The organism is Bacillus cereus group sp. MYBKT111-2 (assembly GCF_051915205.1).
Taxonomy (GTDB): Bacteria; Bacillota; Bacilli; order Bacillales; family Bacillaceae_G; genus Bacillus_A; species Bacillus_A paranthracis.
The window spans coordinates 28,509-49,244 of sequence record NZ_JBQAEG010000014.1 but is presented as its reverse complement, the minus strand read 5'-3'; the positions used below and the strand labels follow the sequence as shown (position 1 = coordinate 49,244).

Genomic DNA, 20,736 nt, shown 5'->3' with positions numbered 1-20,736 from the left:
CAAATGGAGAAGCCAACATTAAAAGATTATGCAAAGGCTGTGGAAATTGGCGTTAGCAAGAAAAATGTAGATCAACGAATGGAGGGGCTGGATTGGAGTTTGGAACGTGCTATAACGACACCAGTCGGTACGAGCTGGGAAGGAAATGAAAAGAATAAAAAATTACTGAAATTAGCTGAGAAAAATGGGATTAGTGAATCCACCTTTTACAGACGAAAACGTAACGGCATGACGCCATATCGGGCAGCTACTGCACCAAAAGGATTCGAAGAGTACATCCCTTTAGCGGAATCGAACGGGATTAGTAATAAAGCATTTTATCAAAGAGTTAAAAGGAATATGAATCCGTACGAAGCAGCGACAAAACCACCACGCAAGTACAAAAAGAAACAAATCAGGAGGTAGCATGAGCGAGCAAGACAGGTTAATAGAACGGTTGATTGATAGGCATGTATTTAAATTACCTGATGGCCGTGATTTATATGAGGGGTCATGTGAGGAACTTAGGCGGTTATTGAAAGGAGATGAAGAGTAATGGAAGCAGTGGGAAATTTAGTTTTCGAAATCACTAAGTTAATTAGCGATGCAAAGGGAGGTAAGTAATGAAAAAAGAAACTGCGGTGCAGGTACAAAGTGAAATCGAAGTAGTAGAGAGCGAGATTCGTAAGATGGAATATCACTTGGTGGGATTGGATAACGAGAAGCGGAAGACGAAACTTTCCTTGGAAGTATTGAAGAAGCAGAAAGAGAAGTTGAAAAGTTACTTATAAGGAGCGGGAAAAATGAAATTGAGAGTGAAAATTAAGCGAGTGAAAGATGTGGAACTGCCAAAATATGCGAAACCAGGGGATAGCGGTTTTGATCTAGTTGCAGCAGAAGATGTCATTATTAATCCAGGAGAAACAAAGGTAATACCTACAGGCCTGGCTTTTGAAATTCCACCAGGGTATGAAATGCAAGTGAGACCGCGTAGCGGTATGACGCGTGATACAAAGTTACGAGTAGCTTTAGGAACTATTGATAGTGGATTTAGAGGAGAGGTTAGGGTGATTGCAGATAATATTTCAATCATTGAATACGCCCGAGGGTGTTAAAGAGAGTATTTGCTGGGGATAACGACTTTAATGTTACCAAATCAGTAAATTATGAGGTAATCAAGATTAAGAAAGGTGACAGGATTGCTCCTCGCCCGAGGCATAACTAATAGTTGTATAAGAGAGATATTTCATGGAGAACGATTATGGCTTATCGCACTTTGAGTATATAACGTTCGTGAGATAAAAAGTGCGAATCACAGCAATCTTAATAGGTGTTTTATGTAGCATTTATATATTTTAAGTTTTTGATAAATAATCGAATTTGAATTTTATTAAGAAAGTTTAAATTAAAGACTTCATTTGAAAGGAATATCCAAATGAAAAAAGAGCACTGATTTACAGTGCACATCTTACTATAGATTTCTTAGTCCATCCATTATGGACAATTTACTATGGTAATAGTGACGCTAGCCATTGTTCCTGGAGAATCAAGTAGTGAAGCAGTAACAGTTACTGTTCCAGGTCCATTAGCCGCTAGAAATACAGAAGTAAAGTTACCTGAAGCGTTTGTGATAACAGCAAGAGGAACCATGAAAGCAAGAGCTGGGTTACTAAATGAAAAGCTGACTACTACTCCTGGAGTAGGAATACCGTTTACTAATACTTGACCCGAAAAAAATAAAGTATTATTTCCTTGGGTGGATACGCATGCAGTAGTGTCGTTAGAAGTCAAGGTAATAGAAGCAGGTCCAGCAGGAAGATTAAATCCAGTAGGCCCGGTAGGTCCAGTAGGTCCCGGTGTTCCAATCCCAGTAATTCCAGTAGGCCCAGTAGGTCCTGGTGTTCCAATCCCAGTAGGTCCGGTGATTCCAGTAGCACCAGTGGGACCCGTGCTACCAGTAGGTCCAGCTGGTCCAATTTCTGGTAAAGGGAAAGCGCATGGAAAAGGTATATGTGGATCTTGTTTAAAATGGTGCATGAATTTCGCCTCCTAATTATTAAATGTCTTATTAATATATTCATTGAGTATTTAAGAGGAATATGGCAATTATCTACTATTATTTAATTAAAGGAGTGGATATTTAAATAAAATAGTTATTTGAAACTGTTCATGAAAAAAGAGCACTATCGAAAGTGCTCTTTGAAAATCTATTTTATATTCTGTTTTGAGCTACGATTTTAATATTCTCTGGTGGAATGATATCTTGAATTTTTTCTTTTAAATCTACTTGAACCATTTCTTTAAGATGTTCAAGTGAAACTTCAAAGTTTATGCATTCCGCAGTTGCGATGTTTAATAAAGAATAATTTTCATTTTTTTTAACAACAAGATATTGCGATTGATCTGTTATTACTATACATCCTTGTTGAATGCCTAATTTACGATTATCTTCAAAAGTCATAAATATATCTCCTAATATTTTTCTGATAGGAATTGTACTACAGAAAAATGTTAGTGTCTAGTCATCTTATATAAGGACTAAAGTCAAACAAAAGCGTTATTTGATTACGTGGTATATAAACAAAGAAGAGCCTGATATGGCTCTCAGGCTCTTCCCTCAATAGCAAAGAGTAAGTCTTTTAATTACTCTTCTGCTACATAATACACAAAACTTATATGGATGTGTAGAGCAAGAAATTCCAATATAACTATCCGAATATAGTGTTTAAAATAATATTCTAGATATTTTAAATAAGGAATTAAATTACAAATGCTGATTTGCCGCGTTATAGAAACTCATTTATATAAAGTTATATCTAATAAAGTGATATTGAGATAATGAAATATGAAATATTGCATATCGAATTGTGGAACGAGAAAAAGTGAAAATGGCAATTGAATAACAACGCTATTTGAAAGGAAAGTAATCAGGGTGGAAGTTCAATACGATGCACAGGGCAGAATGAAGTACCATCCCGATTACCATCCGAATCATAAGAAACCGTACACAACGAAAGAATTAGCCTACATATGTAAGTATTATGGATTCGGAAAGGTGAAGGGAATCGCTTTATCTTTAGGGAGAACGGAGACGACTATCAGGCAGTTAGTGAATATTCTCCGGAAGAATGGGAAGTTTGAAAAATATAAATCTATGGGGGAATAAGAATGATTCCATGGGACAAGCGAGTATATGCATTGTATCAAGGTGATCAGTTTATTACAGAGGGGACAATATTAGAAGTTAGTGAAAAGGCAAATAAATCATTAGATTGGCTTAGGTGCATGTTAGCTCCAAGTTATGAAAAAGTGTGTGGTAACAGTACAAAGCGGTTGCGATTGATTCGATTAGATGATGAAGATTAATACAAAAATTTCATTTTGTAGAAATAAAAACCCTAGTTTCCTAGGGTAATGGTATAACAGCTCAATATATTTCACTATTTTATATTCTAACGTAATATTACGTTAAGAGCATCAGATAAATGTAACCAATTGCAGAAAACAAAAGAGCAGCTAGCAAAAGCTAACTGCTCGGTTCTCCAAGGGGGAACAAGGAGAAAATCTAATGTCATATACAGTATTGACGGAATATTGGGTTTTATTCAGGGGGTTTATTAATTATGTAGGTTACATGAGAAGCCCTATTAACATCCAAGCTGCCCCGATTAGAATCAAAGTTTCGAATGTAATCCAAAATTTTCTTTTTTCTGTTTTTTGAAATTCTTTAATTACAGAAAATACGGCACTTATTCCTACAAGAGTGAAAAGAACAATTCGGATCGTATCAGTCATTTGCTTCACCACCTAAGATTTGAATAGTTTAATTATATATTAATTACCATTTGGTAGAAACTTAATAAAATAATCCTTCTAATAGAAAGTGAGGAAATAACAATGGGACTAGGTAACCGTGGAATGGCATTTGAGATGCTTATCAATCTAGCGAATGAAATGTATCAAAGAGGGGGAGTGGCGCTTATAAACAAGCGTCCGACTCCTGTGAAGGTGTTAAAAAGTAAAGGTGGCCGTGTATTAAGTGGTTACTATGAAGCTAAGAGTACAGTAGACTATGACGGCGTGTATAAAGGACGAGCTATAGCATTTGAAGCAAAATCTACAGAGAATCCCGGACGATTTGATTTAAAGAACATCGCGCAGCACTAATTGGATTACCTGGAGAAAGCAGAGAAGGTGGGAGCAATATGTTTCTTCCTTATAGAGTTCAGTAAGGACAAGTCAGTATTTGTAGTACCACTATCAGTCATTCAATCATACGTAAGGATGTCGCAGCAGCCAAAAGGTAAGAAGTCCATACCAAGAGCGGACTTTGATATTTACGGGTACTTAGTGGAACAGACAGAACGAGCGCCAGTTGATTACTTGCAATACGTTGATGAAGCAGTAGCTCTAGTTATGTTTGATGGCATGATTCAATTTGATCAGGACCATAAGAAAGTAGCAAATAACATCGAAGCAGCTAAAGAGAAGATAGCCAACAAGAAACGTAAATCATTAAAGGCTTAATGGATAACGGAACCATGCAGAGTGGATGGTGGGGGCTACTAGCTATGCATGTTTCCCTTATTCAACGAAGAGATAGTAAAATTTCACGTACCTGATGTGAATGTAAAAACCAAAATTTGATATAGGGGGATTCCTTCATGGAAACACAATTAACATTATTACCGGCTATCGATGATAAGAAAGTACAAAAGGAAGTAGTAAGCATTTTAAAAGAATATAGAGCACTTAAGATGCGGTTTAGTAATGAAGTGGAGCAAGAGGGAATCAGTTTATTTCCTGAATTACATGATTCAAGGGTAACAAGTAGGATGAAGGTACAACAAATTGAAAAAGCGTTAAATAACATTCTGGATGAAGATGAAAGAAACATTATTACTATGAAGTTTCTAGATAATAAACCAGTTAAAGATTCATTCGTACAAAACGAATTGATGATGAAGAACTCATACTTCTACGAGAAGAAGAAAAGTGCCATTAAACTGATCGCTACTACATTAGGAATCATTTAAAAATGGTAGAGAAAAAGCAGAGAAATAGCATATTTTTTGGGGAGTTTTTGCAAATGAAAATAACGGTAAATTATAGATACAACCTCATTACGAGAGGGTTAGCACTCCTTAACGTGTACCGGCGAGAGGGCGGGCAGGGGCGGTAGGAATCCGTGGTGAGGGTGGTAAGATTCCCTTAAAAGATTAACAATGACATATTCCAGTGTGGCGGGTGTGGGATGACTCGCATTCGTCATGCTGTTTTACTTCTCGATGAGTGTATAAGCGTGCCGCCTTTCGTTTGTAGGCTCATAGGTAGTAAAAACACATCTGTCATGTGATTTCTTGATTTCTATGTTTAAACTAGATCGTTTTGCCAATGGGATGATGGTTCGTTCGATTGAATGAACTGCATGTTATAAGAGAAGTAACAATTAACTTATAAGGGATTGCTCACGATAATAACTAATGTAAGTCAAGGTTCTTCTTTTAAACAACAAAACGAGCAGAGAGCTTCCGCTCTTTGTTTGAGCCAATATAGGCAGAGCCCTATCTGTCCTCCTTGTATATTGGTTCAAACAAGGCGTCGGAAGAAATGTACACGTCTTGATATAAATTATTCTGTTTCGTAAACGAAATTGGTCAGCGAAGGCACGGGACAGCTGGATTATTGACCGACTCTACGGAGGATAAACGAGAATATTCTTAGTCTTCTTCTAGCCACCGAACGTAAAGCACGTAGCTAATTAGAGCTAAAAAATTTCATGATGCGGTGGCTTGGAAAAGAGTAAGAAATTTACTCTTAAATTGATTCATTTCGAAATTCCCCTTTCGTGAAGGTTTCTCTCATCCCCTTGAAAGCTGTCACTTCGGTGGTGGCTTTTTGTTTTTTTCTCTAATGGTAAATAATGCTACAATTTATAAATGAGGATAATTAAATTTAAAAGGGGAATTGCAAATGAAAAGGGATATGGAGTTAGTTAGAAAGTTGCTGGTAATTATTGAGGAACAAGATGATAATAGCAAGGAATTGAATATTCCATCTGATATTGATAGGAAGGTAGCAGTTTATCACTTGAATTTATTAGAACAAGCTGGTTTTACAGAAAATAAGATATTCTATGGTGATAATTCTCCTATGTGGATTCATAGCACTATAACATGGGATGGTCATGAGTTCTTAGATGCAATTAAGAATGATACAGTGTGGAATAAATTGAAACAAACTATTGCAGAAAAAGGCGGGAATATCCCATTTGAAGTAATGAAGGGACTTGCTGTAAAGATTGCGACAACTGTCTTCTTAGGATAATCCAAAAGCATCCATAACGGGTGCTTTTTTCTTTGTTATGTAGAAATTACACATTAAACCAGTGAACATTTTAATAAGACAAGCATATGATGAATTCGTGGGACGAGTTATCATATGAGATGAAACTTGGAGCGCGATACTTATTTGTTGAAGGGTACCTAATGACGGGTACTCTTTTTATTTTGCACTTTTTAATAAGGACAAGCATATGTTGGAGTATGGGGTAGCCCCACTTCATATATTTGAGCACCTGCAATCGTAAGGTGCTCTTTATTTTGTACAAAATGGACATTTGGTTTAAATGAGTATATAAATAGGAAGAATCTAATTATTGGATTCACATTTAAACCAAGGGGCACAAATTCGATGCGACGTGAAAAGGATTTGTTAAAACAATGGAAGGCGGATTTGCAAACTGTTCAAGAAGAGAAAAGTCTGAAGAAGAAGGCAAAGAAAAAGGATAAAAAATATAGAATTCCTGGTAATACAGCTGACTTCATGAATGGCAAAAATACTTATCGTAAAGAGAATGGGGTATGGAGACAAAGAAAAATATAATTGACGTGAAGATAAATAAGCTTGATTAAACAAATATCAATTTTCGGAGGCGCTGCCGTGATCTGGGTGGCGTCTTGTTTGTTGTTAAGGAAAGATAACAAAACAAACGAACGAAAATAAATGTCTTACTTCCCCGTCTAAAAGTTGATCCTTTTGTACAATTAAAATTTATAGATTAAAAACTTGGTAAATGGATAGTTGTTAATGTCTAGAAGATAGTCTAAAATGAAAGTATATAATTCTTAAGACTTTTAGACTATTTTGAGGTGATTTGGATGGCTATTGTTGGTTATGCAAGGGTAAGTACAAAAGATCAAAATTTAGATGCGCAAATTGAAATGTTAACAGATTATGGATGTGACAAAATATATTCTGAAAAATACAGTGGAGCTAATAGCGATCGAGAAGAATTGCAAAAAGCATTAGAGTATATGAGAGATGGAGATAAATTTGTTGTTTGTAAAATAGACCGTTTAGCTAGATCAATATTCGACTTACATAAGATTGCAAATGAATTAGCTGATCGAGGAATAGCGGTGGTATTTCTTAAAGAACAAATAGATTTTTCGACACCTGCAGGTAAATTGATGTTTACTATGCTAGGGGCTATTGCTGAGTTTGAAAGAGATTTAATTAATGAAAGAACATCTGAAGGCCGAGAAAGGGCTAAAGCGATGGGCAAACATATGGGACGTAAAGGGCAGGATGAAAAACAAGTGAAACAAGCCATGAACTTATTTTTTAATAGAAAAGAAAATGGTTTAAGTGTGAATGATATTTTTAAAATGACTGGTGTCCCACGCTCTACTATTTATGCTAAAGCTAAAGAATTAAAGTAGCGAATCCGCTGCTTTTTTATTTTTCATAGAAAAAGGAAACATAATAGGCTCCTTAATTCGATTCAGAAGTTGTGTAGTTTTTCTTGATGATATCTTTTATGTTGATAATTAAGGATATAAGAAATCCAGCAGCTAGGATACCGTTTACCCAGTAATATGTATTCCCTGATGTGAACTTATTATAAAAGGAATCGATATTATAATATAATAAGGCTGCTGAAAGGACGGTAGAAATTACTAAGGTACCAAAACTTTTCATATTTTTCACTCCGTTTCTAAAGATTAAGATTCTTACAAAAATTATACAGGGAAATTTATAGATTTAAAATATTTTATGAAATAATTAACATATGGAGGGATTATGACGAATTTCTTCCTACTTTTGTATATATAATGTAAGATATTCGATCTTATCGTATCAAACATTCAACAAATTATGCCATATTTTGTTGAATGTAAATAAAAAAAGAGAGCTTAAGCTCTCTTTGGAAATAATATAAAATTATGTAAAGTCCCTTCGGATAAATGGAAATGATTTCTTTTATTATGAAATCAAATCATAGTATATCTTTGTTTTCATGCAGCATTTTCACATACAACGAAACTTGTTTTGCAAAACGTCCTTTCTGACGACCATCAAGCCCCTCATAAGCTTTTTTGACGTCTTTTTGTAGCAATGATAATAATGCATCATCTTGCTCGTTCTCGAAGTTGAGAAGTGTGTCTGTAGAAATGCGGAAAATCGATGCTAAAGTTTTGATGCTCTCAACATCCGGCTGATGTCGATCTGTTTCCCAATGCTTCATTTGTCCATGACTAAATCCATATTTTTCAGCAAAATCTTCTTGGATTAACCCTGTCTTTTTTCTAAAATATTTAATAGTTTGTCCTAATGTTCTCATAGTGCGAGTATAGTTATTAAGTCATCTACATACCATAAAAGTTAGATATACTAACTAAATAAGTAAAAAAGTTAGATATTTAATATATTTTAAGTTCTTATAGAGCTAGTGTTCGTTTGGTGATAATATATGCATATGGATTATTTCTTTTTCAAACATTGGACTATTTTCCTTATCTCGAAGGAGATTAAGTTTAAAGGATTTGTAAGTCAATATTGTAGATGAAAAATAGTTATCTCATTAGAGAAGGAGAGAGTGGAAATGAGAAATACTCAACAAATGTTAGCAATTACTGAGGTTGGAGAGAAGTGGATTAATGAAAAAGGAGTGATTATAGAGCATAGAAGTGAAGGTATTAAGTGGGAGCTAACAGATTCCTTTGTAGAAATTGGAGTTGAGGTGTGGAATATGAGATGGTTAAAGCTTCCTAAAAATCCTGAAATTAATATTCCACAAGGGAAAGAAAAAAAGGAACAAATGTCACTTATGTTCACACCATCTCATAAGGAAAAAGCTCGTAGAATTGCAAAAAGCCATAACATAAGTGTTAGCGAATTATTTGCTTATTGGCTAGACCAACATTAAAATAAAAGGATTTTAATGGATGAACAAGTAAAGAAATTCAATGCTTTCGTAATAAATTTGACCAGCATAATGCATAAAGAGAAGGAAGTCCATTTTTGTTTAGAATAAATTAACTACTCAAAGTAGATAAAATAATTGTTTCCTGCTGAAAATGTCAGTGGCTATTAAACTAACTGTCATATCTTCTAGGATATTTCGTATTGATTCCAGTGCTGCTTTAAACATAATTTGTGACATTATGTTTAAAGCAATTACACCATCATTTTTATTCTTCTTTTTAATAAGTTCGTTGATTTCTTGTTTACTAATTTTTGGGTTTTCATCAAGAATATTATCTTCTGTAGGTCATTTTTTATTTTCTTGTAAATTTGTTAATGATTTTCAAACATGTAATAAGGCTTGTGCCGATAATTTAAAGATTTGTGCTACAAATTCCATTGCAATCTTTGTGTATCATCTATATTCACCATTTCCATACCAATTTCCTTATGAAATGTTTAACATATTATGACACATAACTGGAAAAGGTGTTACGATTTTGGGGTATTAGTAAATGGGCAAGCTACGGGATTACCATGGTAATCCCCAAAAACGTTGTTTTTGACTTGGTAGGAGATTCCTACGACCTTTACAAATATATAAGCGATTTTTTGCAAAATCACTTATATATTTATTGTCGCTTTGCTCGATTAATTTATAAAATTGGTGGTGAAATTATGGGGTTTATTCATAAAACATATTTGCAAATAACTTTAGATGAAAAAGATAAAGAAATGATAAAAAATAAAGCTGTAGAATTGGGATATAAATCAACTTCAGCTTTTGTTATTGATTCAGCAAAAACACATTTTAAACTTAATGTTGATATGAAAGTTTATAGAGATTTAACTAAAGAAATAAATTATATTGGTAAGAATATAAACAGTTTAATTAGAAGGATTAATACAGACGGGATTTATACTGATAGCGATATTGATTTTCTTAAAGTTAATCAGAAAAAAATTATAAATTTAATCAATACCGAATACGATCGATTAATTGATTTAAAAACTAAGTTTAATAGCGATAGTTTGAGTAAAAAACAAAAAGAAAAATTAATACAATCGCTAACTGAAAATCAAATACAGATACCAAAAAAATTAGTATTAGAAGAAGTACACGAAAAGATTAAAGAAGATTTTATTTATATCATAAAATGTATAGAAAACTCGCCTGAACAAGATGAAGAAGTAACAGAATATGTTTGGCAATATTTATATGGAGATACGCTTTATAAGCTAGATAATAACCAATTAATTGAACTGGCTGATAGCATTTATATTTTTGCACAGAAATTGAAATTTAAGTTATCGAAACTCGACAATGTTTTTGAAGATGATGATTGGTTTGAACTGAAAGACATATTAGATGAATATGAAATTTATTGAGTAGGGATTGATTACAATGTCTATTGCTACAATATAAAAAGTGGCTTTGTTGCAATTTCGTTTAACATATAATATTAACTCCTTTTGATATTTCATTTTTATAATCGTATCATAGTAGGTGAGCCATAGTGCTATATTATTCTCTATTTGGATTTTGAAAATGTGGTTTTCCTTTATTCCTAGGACGAGTATTTCTTATTTTAATAAGCACCAGGGTTCAATTTTTCTAGATGTGTAAAAATTATATATTAATAGAAGGGTTTGAGTCCGTAATCGCTGTGGTTTGTTTATAGTAAATCATAATATCTTTTTAAGGATAAACTGGTTTGGAATAAAGTTTGATCAAAAATATCTCATAAACCCGTATTTTATGGTAAGTAAAAAGAATCTATTTTGAAAAAAGGATTGATCAAAATAGATTCTTTTCTAACATATTTAAGTTCCAGTTTTATAAAAAAGTTTGATAATTTTCTACCTTTGATCTTCAACAATCGCGCCCTATAATGGAATAACTAAAATATGGTCTCAATCCAAAAATCAATTATTTCCTTCTCCAACGAGGTATGCTTCAGGAAAAACTTCTGAAATATCATAGCTTTATATAACATTGATTCAATTCTTTACAAGACTGATAGATAAGTTCAAAAAGGCGGTCTAGGTCCTTTAATTCCACACAGGAAAATGCAATTCGAAGGTCTGTCTTGGCAAGGGAGATGGTACCCACTCCGTACTGATTGAGCAAGTGGATCCTTAGTGTTTCAGCATCAGAATGTTTTATGCGAAGGCATACGAAATATCCTGAGTTGAATGGATAAGGTTCAAATTCATCCGCATATTTCCCGTCAGCTAAGATCTCTTTGACTCGTCTGGCCCTGTCTTCCATTACTTTATTTCTCTCCTTGCGCTGCATTTCAAATTCAGGATGTAACAAGGCATCCAAAATGATTGTTTGGGAAAGGTGTGGACTGCATGAGATGGTACTTCGAATGGAACCCATCGTCTTTTTCTCCAACGCTTCTAAAACCAGAGGATCCTGAATTCCAAATGTGAGAAACCCAACACGAAAACCCCAAGCATACTCTTCTTTCGTTGCCCCATCAATTTTAATTGGGAGGACATTCGGGTGTAATCCTACTAAACGAGCAAATATAGATTCCTTGATTGAATCTTCGTAATATAATCCAAAATAAGCATCATCCATAACAGCAACAATATTAACCCCAAGATCCGCTGCCTGCTTGATGGCATCAAGAATTCCTTCTGCCTCTTTCACCGTAGGAGTATACCCGGTAGGATTATTCGGAAAATTAAGCACAAGAATCGCTTTACCATTTTTGCAGGATAAAAGGGCCTTCAGCATACCTTCTACATTAAATTTGTTTGTTTCCGTAAATAAAGGATAGGTCACGGTCCCACAGTCGTGGCGGATGTTGAAAAGTATATGATAGTTATCCCAATACTTATCTGGCAGTATAATCGAATCGCCTTTTTCCACAAACAGGTCGGATACGATACTCAAGCCATGGGTCAGCCCATTCGTCACAATCGGGGTACCAAATTCTTTTCCTTCAAGGGAAGGATTATCCTTTAGAAGCTTTTTTCTCCAAACCTCACGCAGCTCCTGTTTTCCCGCGGGTGGTGCATACGGATACAGGTCTTTCGGATTATATGAGGAAAGGTTTTTATGAATCACATCTATATACATGGGTTGTCCACCCTCTGAAGCCATCCCGATTGTTGCATTGAATCGGTCCGCTTTCCCCCTTGCCTCTCCAGCTTGGCTGACAATCCCTTTGGGGAAATACAAGGATTTTCCTAACATTGAAAACATTTCATATACTGGTTTATTCCGTTCTTCAATGACATGATTTAATTCTAAAGCCAATGGGTTTAGCATTTTTACACCTTCTTTATCTAGTTGGATTTTTCCAGATTCCAGTTCTCTTACATTTGGATTCCCCAGGTGTGAATACATAAATCCTGGATCTTCTCCTGTGAAGTGTTGTGCTCCTACTTCTGCATTATCAAAAACAAATGTTGAAGTCATATAAACAGGGACGCTCCATCTATATTGTTTCCTTTACTTTAAGGGTAAATTAAAAATAGGTAAAATATATATTTATTATTTTAATAATAATATTTACTTATGATAAAATATTTATTATATAAAGGAAGTATCTATAGGGGTAACGCCACACATCCATCAACTTAAGGTATATTTTTATACAAAATGCGGTCTTTCCATATAGTTTTTTATTATCTTTTATAGATTTTATAAAAGTGGGCATATCAAATAAACCCTGACGGGCTTCAATTTTTTTACTATGCTACCTGATGAGTAGAAGTGGTATACTCATAAACAACACCCAAAATATCAAAGACTGTCTTTTTCTCATATCGATGAGATTTTCGTCCGTTGTGCTGTAGGAGGTTAAACAGACGAAGGAGAACCTTTGATAATTCTTGGGTGTTTTTGTGTAATGCTTGGTAAAAAAGTAAAAAATAATCCTTAATTATGTACATCGCTTTATATTCACTTAGCTCTTTCTGTTTCTTGCGTAACAGGAGTTCTCGCATTTTAAACATAGTAGAAGAGCATAATAGAATACTAATGAGTTGCCCATAAAGGTGACATTCTAATCGTTCTTGTTTAATAGATTTACAACGATGAATTTGAAACCAAGATTTCCATATTTTAAATAACAGCTCAATTTGCCAACGTAGTGAATATAGATCATAAATTTTCTCTTTTGGTACCCATTCCATAGGAATGTTTGTCATATATACCTTAATACCTTGTAAAAGTTTTGTACGCTCTGTATATGTAATTCCTTTTTTCTTTTCGCGAATAGCTCGATCACGTAGTCGTTTCTGTTTTTGCTCCTCAGTACATCTATAAACCACAATGCGAGTAGGCAGTTTGTCTTTACTCCCTACATATACATCATGTAATTCATACACTTGGCCAGGTTGTAATTGTTTCATGATGTCTTCCAAATGAATTTGTATATATACCGGTCTCAATTGAGCGGGTTTTGTTTTAAATACCACTGTTTCGAATTCTTTTCTATATATTTTAGTTGGTAACTTAAGACGCGATAAATAATATCCTTGCTTATCTTGAATAGACTTAAAGTCTTGTAGACGAAAATATCCTAAGTCACGAATATATAGTTCATTCTTTTGTGCCATGCCTGTTCGAGTCGCACTATATGCCTGATCACTTCGTTTTCCTGGTTCAATTTCCACATCAGAAAATTTTCCACTCAATAAGTCATACTCTAGTTGAATTTTCACACCAGCTGTATGACTACATCCTCCGGCACCAGGATAAGTAGTTGCGAATCGATCTGGAACTTGGAAAGTTGTAGAATCAAGGACGAGAATCCGTTCAAAATAAGAAGAAAGAGAATGAGAAATCTTAGATACTCCTCCAATTTTAGCTTGTAGAAGTGTAGTAAATACAGTGCGAAAGAAGGCTACTGAAGCCGAATTAAATCGTCGATTAAGTCCCTCCGGACTTAATAAAATTCCTGTTGAAGTTTCTAATTGACTACAAAGTTGGGTAAGAGAGGTAGTAGCGATTTGTTGATTTAACCATACACACAAAGATAAGAAATGGTGCCCGTGGCACTTGCGTTTTCGTTTCATTCCGCCTGCTTCTATAGCTAATTGATTAAGTGTAGCGGGAGACATATATCGATATAGCTCTTCGGCAAATAAAGATAACTCTTGTTTTTGGTGCATATTCATAAAAAGCACGTCACCCTTTCTCATTAACATAAGAAAATAGTAACGTGCTTTTAACTTCAAAAATAGTCTAAATCCTTAAGTTGATGGATGTGGGGTAACGCCACATGCCCATCAACTTAAGGATGGAAACAAACTGAACTTTCGTCCAGCTAGGTTAAAACATTCTTAAAATAGGAGTATATTTTAAAAATACGCATACCAAATAAACCCTAACAGGTTGTGTTTTTTAAATTATGCAGCTTTTTTTTGTTTTCTAAGTCTACTATACTCATAGACAACACCCATAATATCAAAGACAGTTTTCTTCTCATATCGATGAGATTTCCGCCCATTTTTCTGTAGTAGGTGGAATAGACGGATTAGAATCTTTGTTATTTCTTGAGTGTCTTTCTGTATAGCTTGATACAAAAGATATAGATAATCTTGAATCATTCCTATCGCTTTATATTCGCTTAATTCTCTTTTCTTCTTTTGTAAAAGAAGTTGACGCATTTTAAACATAGTAGAGGAGCACAGGAAAATAGCGATTAGCTTTCCATATAAGTGGCACTCTAATCGTTCTTGTTTTACATTACGATAATGGTCTATTTTGAAGAGTGATTTCCACGTTTTAAAGACAATCTCTATTTGCCAACGCAAAGTATATAACTCATGTACCTGTTCCATCGGAACCCATTCCCAAGGTGTATTCGTCACGTACACGTTTAATCCCGCTACCATTTTACTTTTCTCTGAGTACGTTCTATTTTTGGATTTTTCTTTCTCCAAGATTTTCGCTCGTCTTTTTGAAGTTGTTTTTCTGTTAATCGATTAAAAATAACGCGTGAAAACAGTTGTTGTTTATCACCAATATAAGCATGTTTTAATTCAAATGTTTCTCCAGGCTGTAGTTGATTTAAAATCTGTTTCACATCAACTTGTTTGTATTCCGATTGTTTTTTTATTGCACCATTTTTAAAGTATTCCGGGTTTGGATTTTTCACATATACATTTGTATTTAATTTTAAACGAGAAATATAGTATGTACCTCGTTGATCCATTTGATCTAAGTCTTCCAATGAAAAATAACCCAAATCACGAATACATAAATCTCCTGGTCGTAAGGTATCTAAGCATTCCGTACCAAATGTTTTGTCATTATTTTTTCCTGGTCCAACTTGAAAGTTAAGAAATTCCCCACTGTGCAGATCATATTCTAGTTGAATTTTGATTCCAGCTGTTTGGGCACACCCTCCAGAGCCTGGATATACATTCTCTAAAGCATTTGGCACTTGAAATACGGTGGCATTTAGGATACGGATTCGTCCAAAATAAGAAAAGAGGTGGTTAGAAATTTGTGTTTGTTCACATACTTTTTGTTCTAACAGTAAAGAAAAAATATGTTTTAAAAACAAAACTGCTTTCGCATTTAAACGTTTATTTAAGCCCTCAGGGCTGAGTAAAGTGCCTGTCGCTGCATGAAGCCTACTACATAATCGAACCAAGGGATCACTTGCTACTCGTTGACTGATCCAAATGCAAATAGTAGCTAAGTCTGAACCAGAAAACTTACGTTTTCGTTTTATAAATCCGATTTCTCTTGCAAGTTCTTCTAAGAATACAGGTGTAACATATCGTTGTAATTCTTCCGCAAATGATTGTAATTCATCTTGAATCGAAAAATGCATAAGAAAACGTCATCCTTTCTAATTTAGTTTATTTAGAAAGGATAACGTTTTTTGGTATTTAAGGGTATTAAAATCTCTTAAGCTGATGGGCATGTATGGTGACCCCATATACTCACCCATAAATAAATGATTTTGAATGTTGCCATTCCATACCTTCACCAAACACTTGCGAACTCGAGAATCCATCTCCACTTCTCTAGCAACCTCTACAAGTTTTTTTACATTTCAACTTAGTATTTTTATATCATTTTTTTCCGAAGCTAGGAATAGATACTCTCGTTAATTCTAGCATTGGTTCTAGTTCGAACTCATATGAGCTCCAAATGTGTAATTCATCATCAGCGATAGTGAATGTTGTTAGTGCAGGATTTTTAACAGGAACCTCAAACTTCTCTGTTAAAGGTTTTAAGTTTTTATCGTATGCTGTTATTGTAATCGTTTCACTTTCTTCCATTACATAGATATTTCCGTTGTTATCACCTAAAATTTTCGCGTTTGGTCCTATTAATACTTCTTTAAGTTTTCCATTTTCAAACAATGGTTTCCCAGTTTTCATATCGAACTGATAAATATAACTTCTATCTGCTAACTGGTACGAAACATATAATTTTTGATTTTCAATGTCCGCATATTTGTTGATATCTAGAGGGTTCTCTCTTAAACCAAGATATTCTGGAAGCAGATGCTTTTCATCTGTGAAGTCTGCAACGCGCTTGTCGTTTAAGTAAAGTTCGTACTTATTTGTTTTAGAATTACTTATTAGAGCACCTGGACCTTTTGAAGTTTTTATAAGGTCAATCCGTGATTGGTGCTCTTCGAATGGAATGCCATCCTTAGTGACTGTGTTCCCGGTCGGATCACCCACTGTATATTCTTTTACATGTAACTTCGATTCTTTTTTTACAAAATATCTATTCCCTTTCACTTCATCACTTGTGTAATTTGAATTATCAAATGTTACAGGATTCTTCCATTTCTTTTTATCACTAAATACATATTTAAAGGTATCTCCAGACTCAGTAGCCAATATTATCCCGTCTTTTAATTCTGTAACATCGATTGCATCAATACCTGATAGAGATTTATCTACATTAAACGTGCCTCCACCAATCTTTTTTTGTTGCTCAATTACATTAAATCCGGTTTTGTCTCCAGAAGTTTCTTTACTTTCTTTTTTGGATACTTTCTCTTTCACTTCATCCACATTAATTACAGGTTGTGGTTTTTCGTCACTGCATGCTGATAATGTTAAAATTGCAGCAGCCCCCATAACAAATAATGCTTTTTTCTTCAATCGTCCTCCGCCTCTCCTAATTTTTTTATCTGTTTCTTTTTATCTGTTTCTTATTCTAAGTTGAAATATTACATTATAGAACATCGGATTCGTTCCATATTGAAGATTCTACTTAGAACAATTGTCTTAATTTTACTTTAAGCACAAGATAAAAATCTACTTAAAACTAAGTTTCCATAACAAAGATTATTTAAATGTTTCACAGTTGTTTGAACTTGGATTTCCAATGAGAAATGTGTCGATATTTATAGCTAAAGACTTAACTTTAAGTAGCGATGGAAAATTATGTATAATATGATGTTTTTGTGTTTAAAGATTAATAAACACATAGTAATGTGGAGGGTAATTTATGAAAAAAGCGATTTTAGCATCTCTATTAGTTAGTTCTGTTGTTATAGGTTGTGAAAAAGAAGATACTTCTAAGGAAGCTACGAAAGAAATTTTAAAGCTTATTAGGGGTTCCGCCACATGCCCATCAAGCTAACCAAGTAAATTTCTAGATGTGAAACGATCCTTGTTTCAAAACTAGCAATTGATAGAAAAGTAGGCATGCTAAAGAAGCCTATTAAAACGTGATTTTTTCGCTAGGCAGCTTGTCTATGCTTCACCGTCGTTTTATACACAATCCCTAGAATATCAAAGACGGTCATCTTCTTATATCGATGACATTTACGACCGTTCTTTTTGAGTAGTAGATAAAGACGATGCAGAACTTTTAAAAGTTCTTCTGTGCCAACGGCTATCGCTTGAAACAGTAACGGAAAGTAATCTTTAATCATATAAATCGCTTTGTATTCACTCAGCTCCTGATTTGTTTTTTCAAGCAGAAACTGTCGCATTTGAAACATCGTAGAAGAACAGAGGAGGATTCCGATGAGTTGTCCATATAAATGACACTCTAGGCGCTCTCTTTTAATATTTTTACATGCATCAATTTTAAAAAATGACTTCCACGTTTTAAACAAAATTTCAATCTGCCAACGAAGTGAATACAATGAGTGCACGTGGTTCGTTGGTACTTCTTCTAGCGACGTGTTCGTGATATATACATTCATACCCATTAAACGTTTACTTTTATCTTTCATGGCAATGCCTTTTTTCTTTTCACGTATCGCTTGGTTTTTCAGGCGTGTTTGCGTTTGATCATCGGTTAAACGATGGATAATGACACGTGCTGGAAGCTTCTGATTTTGTCCAATGTATGCCTCAAAGATTTCTATCGTTTCACCAGGGGTTAGGCTCGACATCATTTGTGTCATATCAAGCTGTATGTATTCTGTTTGCTTTTTTAACGTGCCGTTGTTGAAGTATTCTGGCTCAGGGTTCTTTATGTAAATGCGTGTATTCAGCTTCAACCGCGAGATATAGTAAGCCTTTTTATCATGAATAGTTTGTAAGTCTCCTAAATCGAAGTAACCAAGATCACGTAAACACAAATCATCCGCCTCTACGGTTTCAAGGCAGATGGTACCGTATGTTTTATCATTATTCTTTCCTGGTCCAAGCTGCACGTTAAGAAATTGACCACTAAGTAAATCATATTCCAATTGGATTTTCACGCCTGCCGTATTACTACTCCCACCTGAACCTTGATAGTCAGCGGCGAAATGGTCAGGCAGTTGAAATACTGTTGCATCTAAAATACGGATACGATTGAAAGTAGAGATCACGTGTGCATAAAGTGAGTGATTTGAACAGAGTTTTTGTGTGAGAAGAGAAGTAAAGACTTCTCGAAGAAATGCGACAGCTGCCCGATTAAAGCGTTGATTCAGTCCTTCTGAGCTCATAAGTACCCCAGTGGAAGCTTCTAACTGACTACACAATTTTGTAAGTGATGTGCTAGCAATTTCTTGACTGAGCCATACGCAAAGGGCAATTAGTTCGTTTGCTTGATACTTACTAGATCGCTGTACAAAGCCAACTTGTTTGGCAATATCTTGTAGGACTACTGGAGATAAATGGTACTGTAGCTCTTGTGCGAAAAGATTTAGTTCATTTGAAATAATAGGATTCATCAAAAACGCCATCCTTTCTGTATATTTCTACAAAAAGAATAGCGTTTTTTTCGTTGTAGGGATACTAATTTATATTAGCTTGATAGCGATGGGGCGGTACCCCTGTAATAATTATTCTTATAATATCTTGCTTAAACTTTTGATGTTCGATGCTGCTCATATTGTATTGCCCATTCTTCTAATGAGGACAAGACAGGCAAAAATTTTACTCCTATTTCTGTTAAGGAATATTCAACTTTGGGTGGAATCTGCTTATATATTTCACGATGGACTAATCCATATTCTTCCAAACTACGAAGTTGCTTTGTAAGTGTTGCTTGTGTCAAATATGGCAGCTTTCGCTGAAGTTCTCCAAATCGCATAGTCCCTTGACTCAAAAAATAAATAATTACCATATTCCATTTCCCACTAATAATCTTTTGCACCGGAGCAACTGGACATGTAGTAATATTATTTTCATCATATTTATTTATCATAAAGAACCCCCTTTAGTATCTAAAAAGATACTATGTATCAAATAAAATTGTACTTGTGTGAAGTTATTGTACTTTGGTAAATTAGAACTGTCAATTAACCACAAAAAATTAAAGGAATGAAAGTATAATGAAAATAGCTGTATTTGGTGCCACTGGAGGCATCGGTAAATTTGTTGTAAAACATGCATTAGAAAAAGGCTATGAAGTCAACGCTTATGCTCGTAATCCTCATAAATTGAATTTATCACACGACAAGCTTACAGTTTTCCCAGGGGATCTTAATGAATATGAGAATATTAAGCACGCCATTACTGGCTGTAATGCCGTAATCATTGCACTGGGTGTTTCTATGAAATTCACTTACAAATCAATGGATTCTTTAGAGGGTCATAAAAATATAATCAAAGCTATGAAGGAGCTTGGTGTGTCCCGTATTATCGACTGGGCTACCCCGAGTGTGCATTATTCAAAGGACGCCCGCTCCTTTATTACCATAATTCCTGGGATTATGGCTGGAATTTTATTTTCAAAAGCAAAAAAAGAAATTATTGCTATTACCGATGCTATTCAATCAGCAAATTTAGACTGGACTATTGTTCGTTTTATGGCTCCAAAAGACTCACCTTATACAGGCAAAGTCAAAGTCGGCTTTGGAGACAAGAAAATGAGTTTTAACATTGCTCGTGAGGATATTGCAGCATTTATGGTAAAACAAGTAGAAAGCTCGGAGTATATGCATTCTATGCCAATCATAGGTAGTTAATAATATTCACGGCCTTTAAATCCCTACTTTCTTTAAATATAAGTAGGGATTTTAGGCGTTTTATGGAATCTAGGAAATGAATAAAATTCTATTAGGGGTATAGACACATCGCCATCAAGTTAATATTTTGAAGCACCACCAAAACAAAAAT

General features: G+C 34.5%; 24 protein-coding genes and 3 pseudogenes. 17 read left to right on the top strand and 10 right to left on the bottom strand.

Translation table 11 applies throughout. From position 1 onward, the window contains the following. Positions 1 to 3: 3 nt before the first annotated feature. The 6 genes and pseudogenes from ACTFNE_RS25770 (at position 4) to ACTFNE_RS25745 (ending at position 2,032) form a co-directional block, all read left to right on the top strand. A complete protein-coding gene (locus tag ACTFNE_RS25770; protein ID WP_439998511.1) occupies positions 4 to 405 on the top strand; it encodes a hypothetical protein in 402 nt (133 codons plus the stop codon). Position 406: 1 nt separating this feature from the next. Next, entirely contained in the window at positions 407 to 535 is a 129-nt protein-coding gene (gene fbpA / locus ACTFNE_RS25765; protein WP_098663747.1) for a Fur-regulated basic protein FbpA, read from the top strand. A 67-nt stretch (positions 536 to 602) separates the two neighbouring features. Further along, positions 603 to 770, top strand: a complete 168-nt coding sequence (locus tag ACTFNE_RS25760; RefSeq protein WP_242305780.1) for a hypothetical protein — start codon at positions 603 to 605, stop codon at positions 768 to 770. Between the two features lie 12 nt (positions 771 to 782). Next, positions 783 to 1,204 (top strand): annotated as a pseudogene (locus tag ACTFNE_RS25755) (dUTP diphosphatase). A 285-nt stretch (positions 1,205 to 1,489) separates the two neighbouring features. Next, positions 1,490 to 1,705, top strand: a complete 216-nt coding sequence (locus ACTFNE_RS25750) for a hypothetical protein (RefSeq protein ID WP_439022752.1) — start codon at positions 1,490 to 1,492, stop codon at positions 1,703 to 1,705. Between the two features lie 30 nt (positions 1,706 to 1,735). After that, entirely contained in the window at positions 1,736 to 2,032 is a 297-nt protein-coding gene (locus ACTFNE_RS25745) for a hypothetical protein (protein ID WP_439998508.1), read from the top strand. Positions 2,033 to 2,191: 159 nt separating this feature from the next. On the opposite strand, the gene ACTFNE_RS25740 is transcribed toward ACTFNE_RS25745, so the two are convergent. Further along, positions 2,192 to 2,440: a hypothetical protein gene (locus ACTFNE_RS25740; protein WP_439998506.1), complete on the bottom strand. Its 249-nt coding sequence runs from the start codon at positions 2,438 to 2,440 to the stop codon at positions 2,192 to 2,194. A 471-nt stretch (positions 2,441 to 2,911) separates the two neighbouring features. Between ACTFNE_RS25740 and ACTFNE_RS25735 the strand changes: the two genes are divergently transcribed. Further along, on the top strand, positions 2,912 to 3,145 hold the full coding sequence (locus tag ACTFNE_RS25735; RefSeq protein WP_439998504.1) for a DNA-entry nuclease: 234 nt from the start codon (positions 2,912 to 2,914) through the stop codon (positions 3,143 to 3,145). A 2-nt stretch (positions 3,146 to 3,147) separates the two neighbouring features. Further along, positions 3,148 to 3,345, top strand: coding sequence for a hypothetical protein (locus tag ACTFNE_RS25730; RefSeq protein WP_242215736.1), 198 nt, complete (start codon positions 3,148 to 3,150; stop codon positions 3,343 to 3,345). 264 nt (positions 3,346 to 3,609) lie between these two features. Here the strand turns inward: ACTFNE_RS25730 and ACTFNE_RS25725 are convergent, their stop codons facing one another. Beyond that, the gene (locus ACTFNE_RS25725) at positions 3,610 to 3,774 is read right to left on the bottom strand and encodes a hypothetical protein (RefSeq protein ID WP_439998503.1); all 165 of its coding nucleotides are present in this window, start codon (positions 3,772 to 3,774) and stop codon (positions 3,610 to 3,612) included. Between the two features lie 102 nt (positions 3,775 to 3,876). Here ACTFNE_RS25725 and ACTFNE_RS25720 point away from each other — a divergent pair. The 5 genes and pseudogenes from ACTFNE_RS25720 to ACTFNE_RS25700 all read left to right on the top strand — a co-directional run bounded on the left by ACTFNE_RS25720 (position 3,877) and on the right by ACTFNE_RS25700 (position 7,703). Continuing rightward, a pseudogene (locus ACTFNE_RS25720) lies at positions 3,877 to 4,506 on the top strand (Holliday junction resolvase RecU). A 137-nt stretch (positions 4,507 to 4,643) separates the two neighbouring features. Next, complete coding sequence (locus ACTFNE_RS25715; RefSeq protein ID WP_439998501.1) at positions 4,644 to 5,015, top strand: ArpU family phage packaging/lysis transcriptional regulator; 372 nt, start codon at positions 4,644 to 4,646, stop codon at positions 5,013 to 5,015. A 937-nt stretch (positions 5,016 to 5,952) separates the two neighbouring features. Next, positions 5,953 to 6,306, top strand: coding sequence for a DUF2513 domain-containing protein (locus ACTFNE_RS25710; RefSeq protein WP_439998499.1), 354 nt, complete (start codon positions 5,953 to 5,955; stop codon positions 6,304 to 6,306). 366 nt (positions 6,307 to 6,672) lie between these two features. Next, positions 6,673 to 6,864 carry a hypothetical protein gene (locus ACTFNE_RS25705; RefSeq protein ID WP_439998498.1) on the top strand — a complete coding sequence of 64 codons (192 nt, stop codon included), beginning with the start codon at positions 6,673 to 6,675 and terminating at the stop codon, positions 6,862 to 6,864. Positions 6,865 to 7,139: 275 nt separating this feature from the next. After that, on the top strand, positions 7,140 to 7,703 hold the full coding sequence (locus tag ACTFNE_RS25700; protein WP_439998496.1) for a recombinase family protein: 564 nt from the start codon (positions 7,140 to 7,142) through the stop codon (positions 7,701 to 7,703). 52 nt (positions 7,704 to 7,755) lie between these two features. Here the strand turns inward: ACTFNE_RS25700 and ACTFNE_RS25695 are convergent, their stop codons facing one another. Both ACTFNE_RS25695 and ACTFNE_RS25690 read right to left on the bottom strand, forming a co-directional pair. After that, positions 7,756 to 7,962, bottom strand: a complete 207-nt coding sequence (locus ACTFNE_RS25695; RefSeq protein WP_439998494.1) for a hypothetical protein — start codon at positions 7,960 to 7,962, stop codon at positions 7,756 to 7,758. Between the two features lie 298 nt (positions 7,963 to 8,260). Next, positions 8,261 to 8,605 (bottom strand): helix-turn-helix domain-containing protein, encoded by a 345-nt coding sequence (locus ACTFNE_RS25690; protein ID WP_439998492.1) that lies wholly within the window; start codon positions 8,603 to 8,605, stop codon positions 8,261 to 8,263. A gap of 261 nt (positions 8,606 to 8,866) precedes the next feature. Here ACTFNE_RS25690 and ACTFNE_RS25685 point away from each other — a divergent pair, with 261 nt between their 5' ends. Together ACTFNE_RS25685 and ACTFNE_RS25680 are read left to right on the top strand one after the other, a co-directional pair. Then, positions 8,867 to 9,190 carry a hypothetical protein gene (locus ACTFNE_RS25685; RefSeq protein ID WP_062922882.1) on the top strand — a complete coding sequence of 108 codons (324 nt, stop codon included), beginning with the start codon at positions 8,867 to 8,869 and terminating at the stop codon, positions 9,188 to 9,190. A 716-nt stretch (positions 9,191 to 9,906) separates the two neighbouring features. Next, the gene (locus ACTFNE_RS25680; protein ID WP_439998558.1) at positions 9,907 to 10,617 is read left to right on the top strand and encodes a hypothetical protein; all 711 of its coding nucleotides are present in this window, start codon (positions 9,907 to 9,909) and stop codon (positions 10,615 to 10,617) included. A gap of 589 nt (positions 10,618 to 11,206) precedes the next feature. Here the strand turns inward: ACTFNE_RS25680 and ACTFNE_RS25675 are convergent. The 4 genes and pseudogenes from ACTFNE_RS25675 to ACTFNE_RS25660 form a co-directional block, all read right to left on the bottom strand. Beyond that, positions 11,207 to 12,664, bottom strand: coding sequence for an aminotransferase class I/II-fold pyridoxal phosphate-dependent enzyme (locus tag ACTFNE_RS25675; RefSeq protein WP_439998490.1), 1,458 nt, complete (start codon positions 12,662 to 12,664; stop codon positions 11,207 to 11,209). A gap of 275 nt (positions 12,665 to 12,939) precedes the next feature. Beyond that, positions 12,940 to 14,370 (bottom strand): IS4 family transposase, encoded by a 1,431-nt coding sequence (locus ACTFNE_RS25670; protein WP_439998488.1) that lies wholly within the window; start codon positions 14,368 to 14,370, stop codon positions 12,940 to 12,942. 231 nt (positions 14,371 to 14,601) lie between these two features. Next, positions 14,602 to 16,037, bottom strand: a pseudogene (locus ACTFNE_RS25665) (IS4 family transposase). 244 nt (positions 16,038 to 16,281) lie between these two features. Further along, positions 16,282 to 17,331, bottom strand: coding sequence for a hypothetical protein (locus tag ACTFNE_RS25660; RefSeq protein WP_439998486.1), 1,050 nt, complete (start codon positions 17,329 to 17,331; stop codon positions 16,282 to 16,284). 349 nt (positions 17,332 to 17,680) lie between these two features. Between ACTFNE_RS25660 and ACTFNE_RS25655 the strand changes: the two genes are divergently transcribed. Next, positions 17,681 to 17,815 (top strand): hypothetical protein, encoded by a 135-nt coding sequence (locus ACTFNE_RS25655; protein ID WP_439998484.1) that lies wholly within the window; start codon positions 17,681 to 17,683, stop codon positions 17,813 to 17,815. Positions 17,816 to 17,915: 100 nt separating this feature from the next. Here ACTFNE_RS25655 and ACTFNE_RS25650 read toward each other — a convergent pair whose 3' ends face one another. Together ACTFNE_RS25650 and ACTFNE_RS25645 are read right to left on the bottom strand one after the other, a co-directional pair. Next, positions 17,916 to 19,346: an IS4 family transposase gene (locus tag ACTFNE_RS25650; protein ID WP_439998482.1), complete on the bottom strand. Its 1,431-nt coding sequence runs from the start codon at positions 19,344 to 19,346 to the stop codon at positions 17,916 to 17,918. A gap of 131 nt (positions 19,347 to 19,477) precedes the next feature. Continuing rightward, entirely contained in the window at positions 19,478 to 19,822 is a 345-nt protein-coding gene (locus ACTFNE_RS25645; protein WP_439998480.1) for a winged helix-turn-helix transcriptional regulator, read from the bottom strand. Between the two features lie 127 nt (positions 19,823 to 19,949). Between ACTFNE_RS25645 and ACTFNE_RS25640 the strand changes: the two genes are divergently transcribed. Further along, positions 19,950 to 20,585, top strand: coding sequence for an NAD(P)-dependent oxidoreductase (locus ACTFNE_RS25640; RefSeq protein WP_439998478.1), 636 nt, complete (start codon positions 19,950 to 19,952; stop codon positions 20,583 to 20,585). Positions 20,586 to 20,736: the final 151 nt, after the last annotated feature.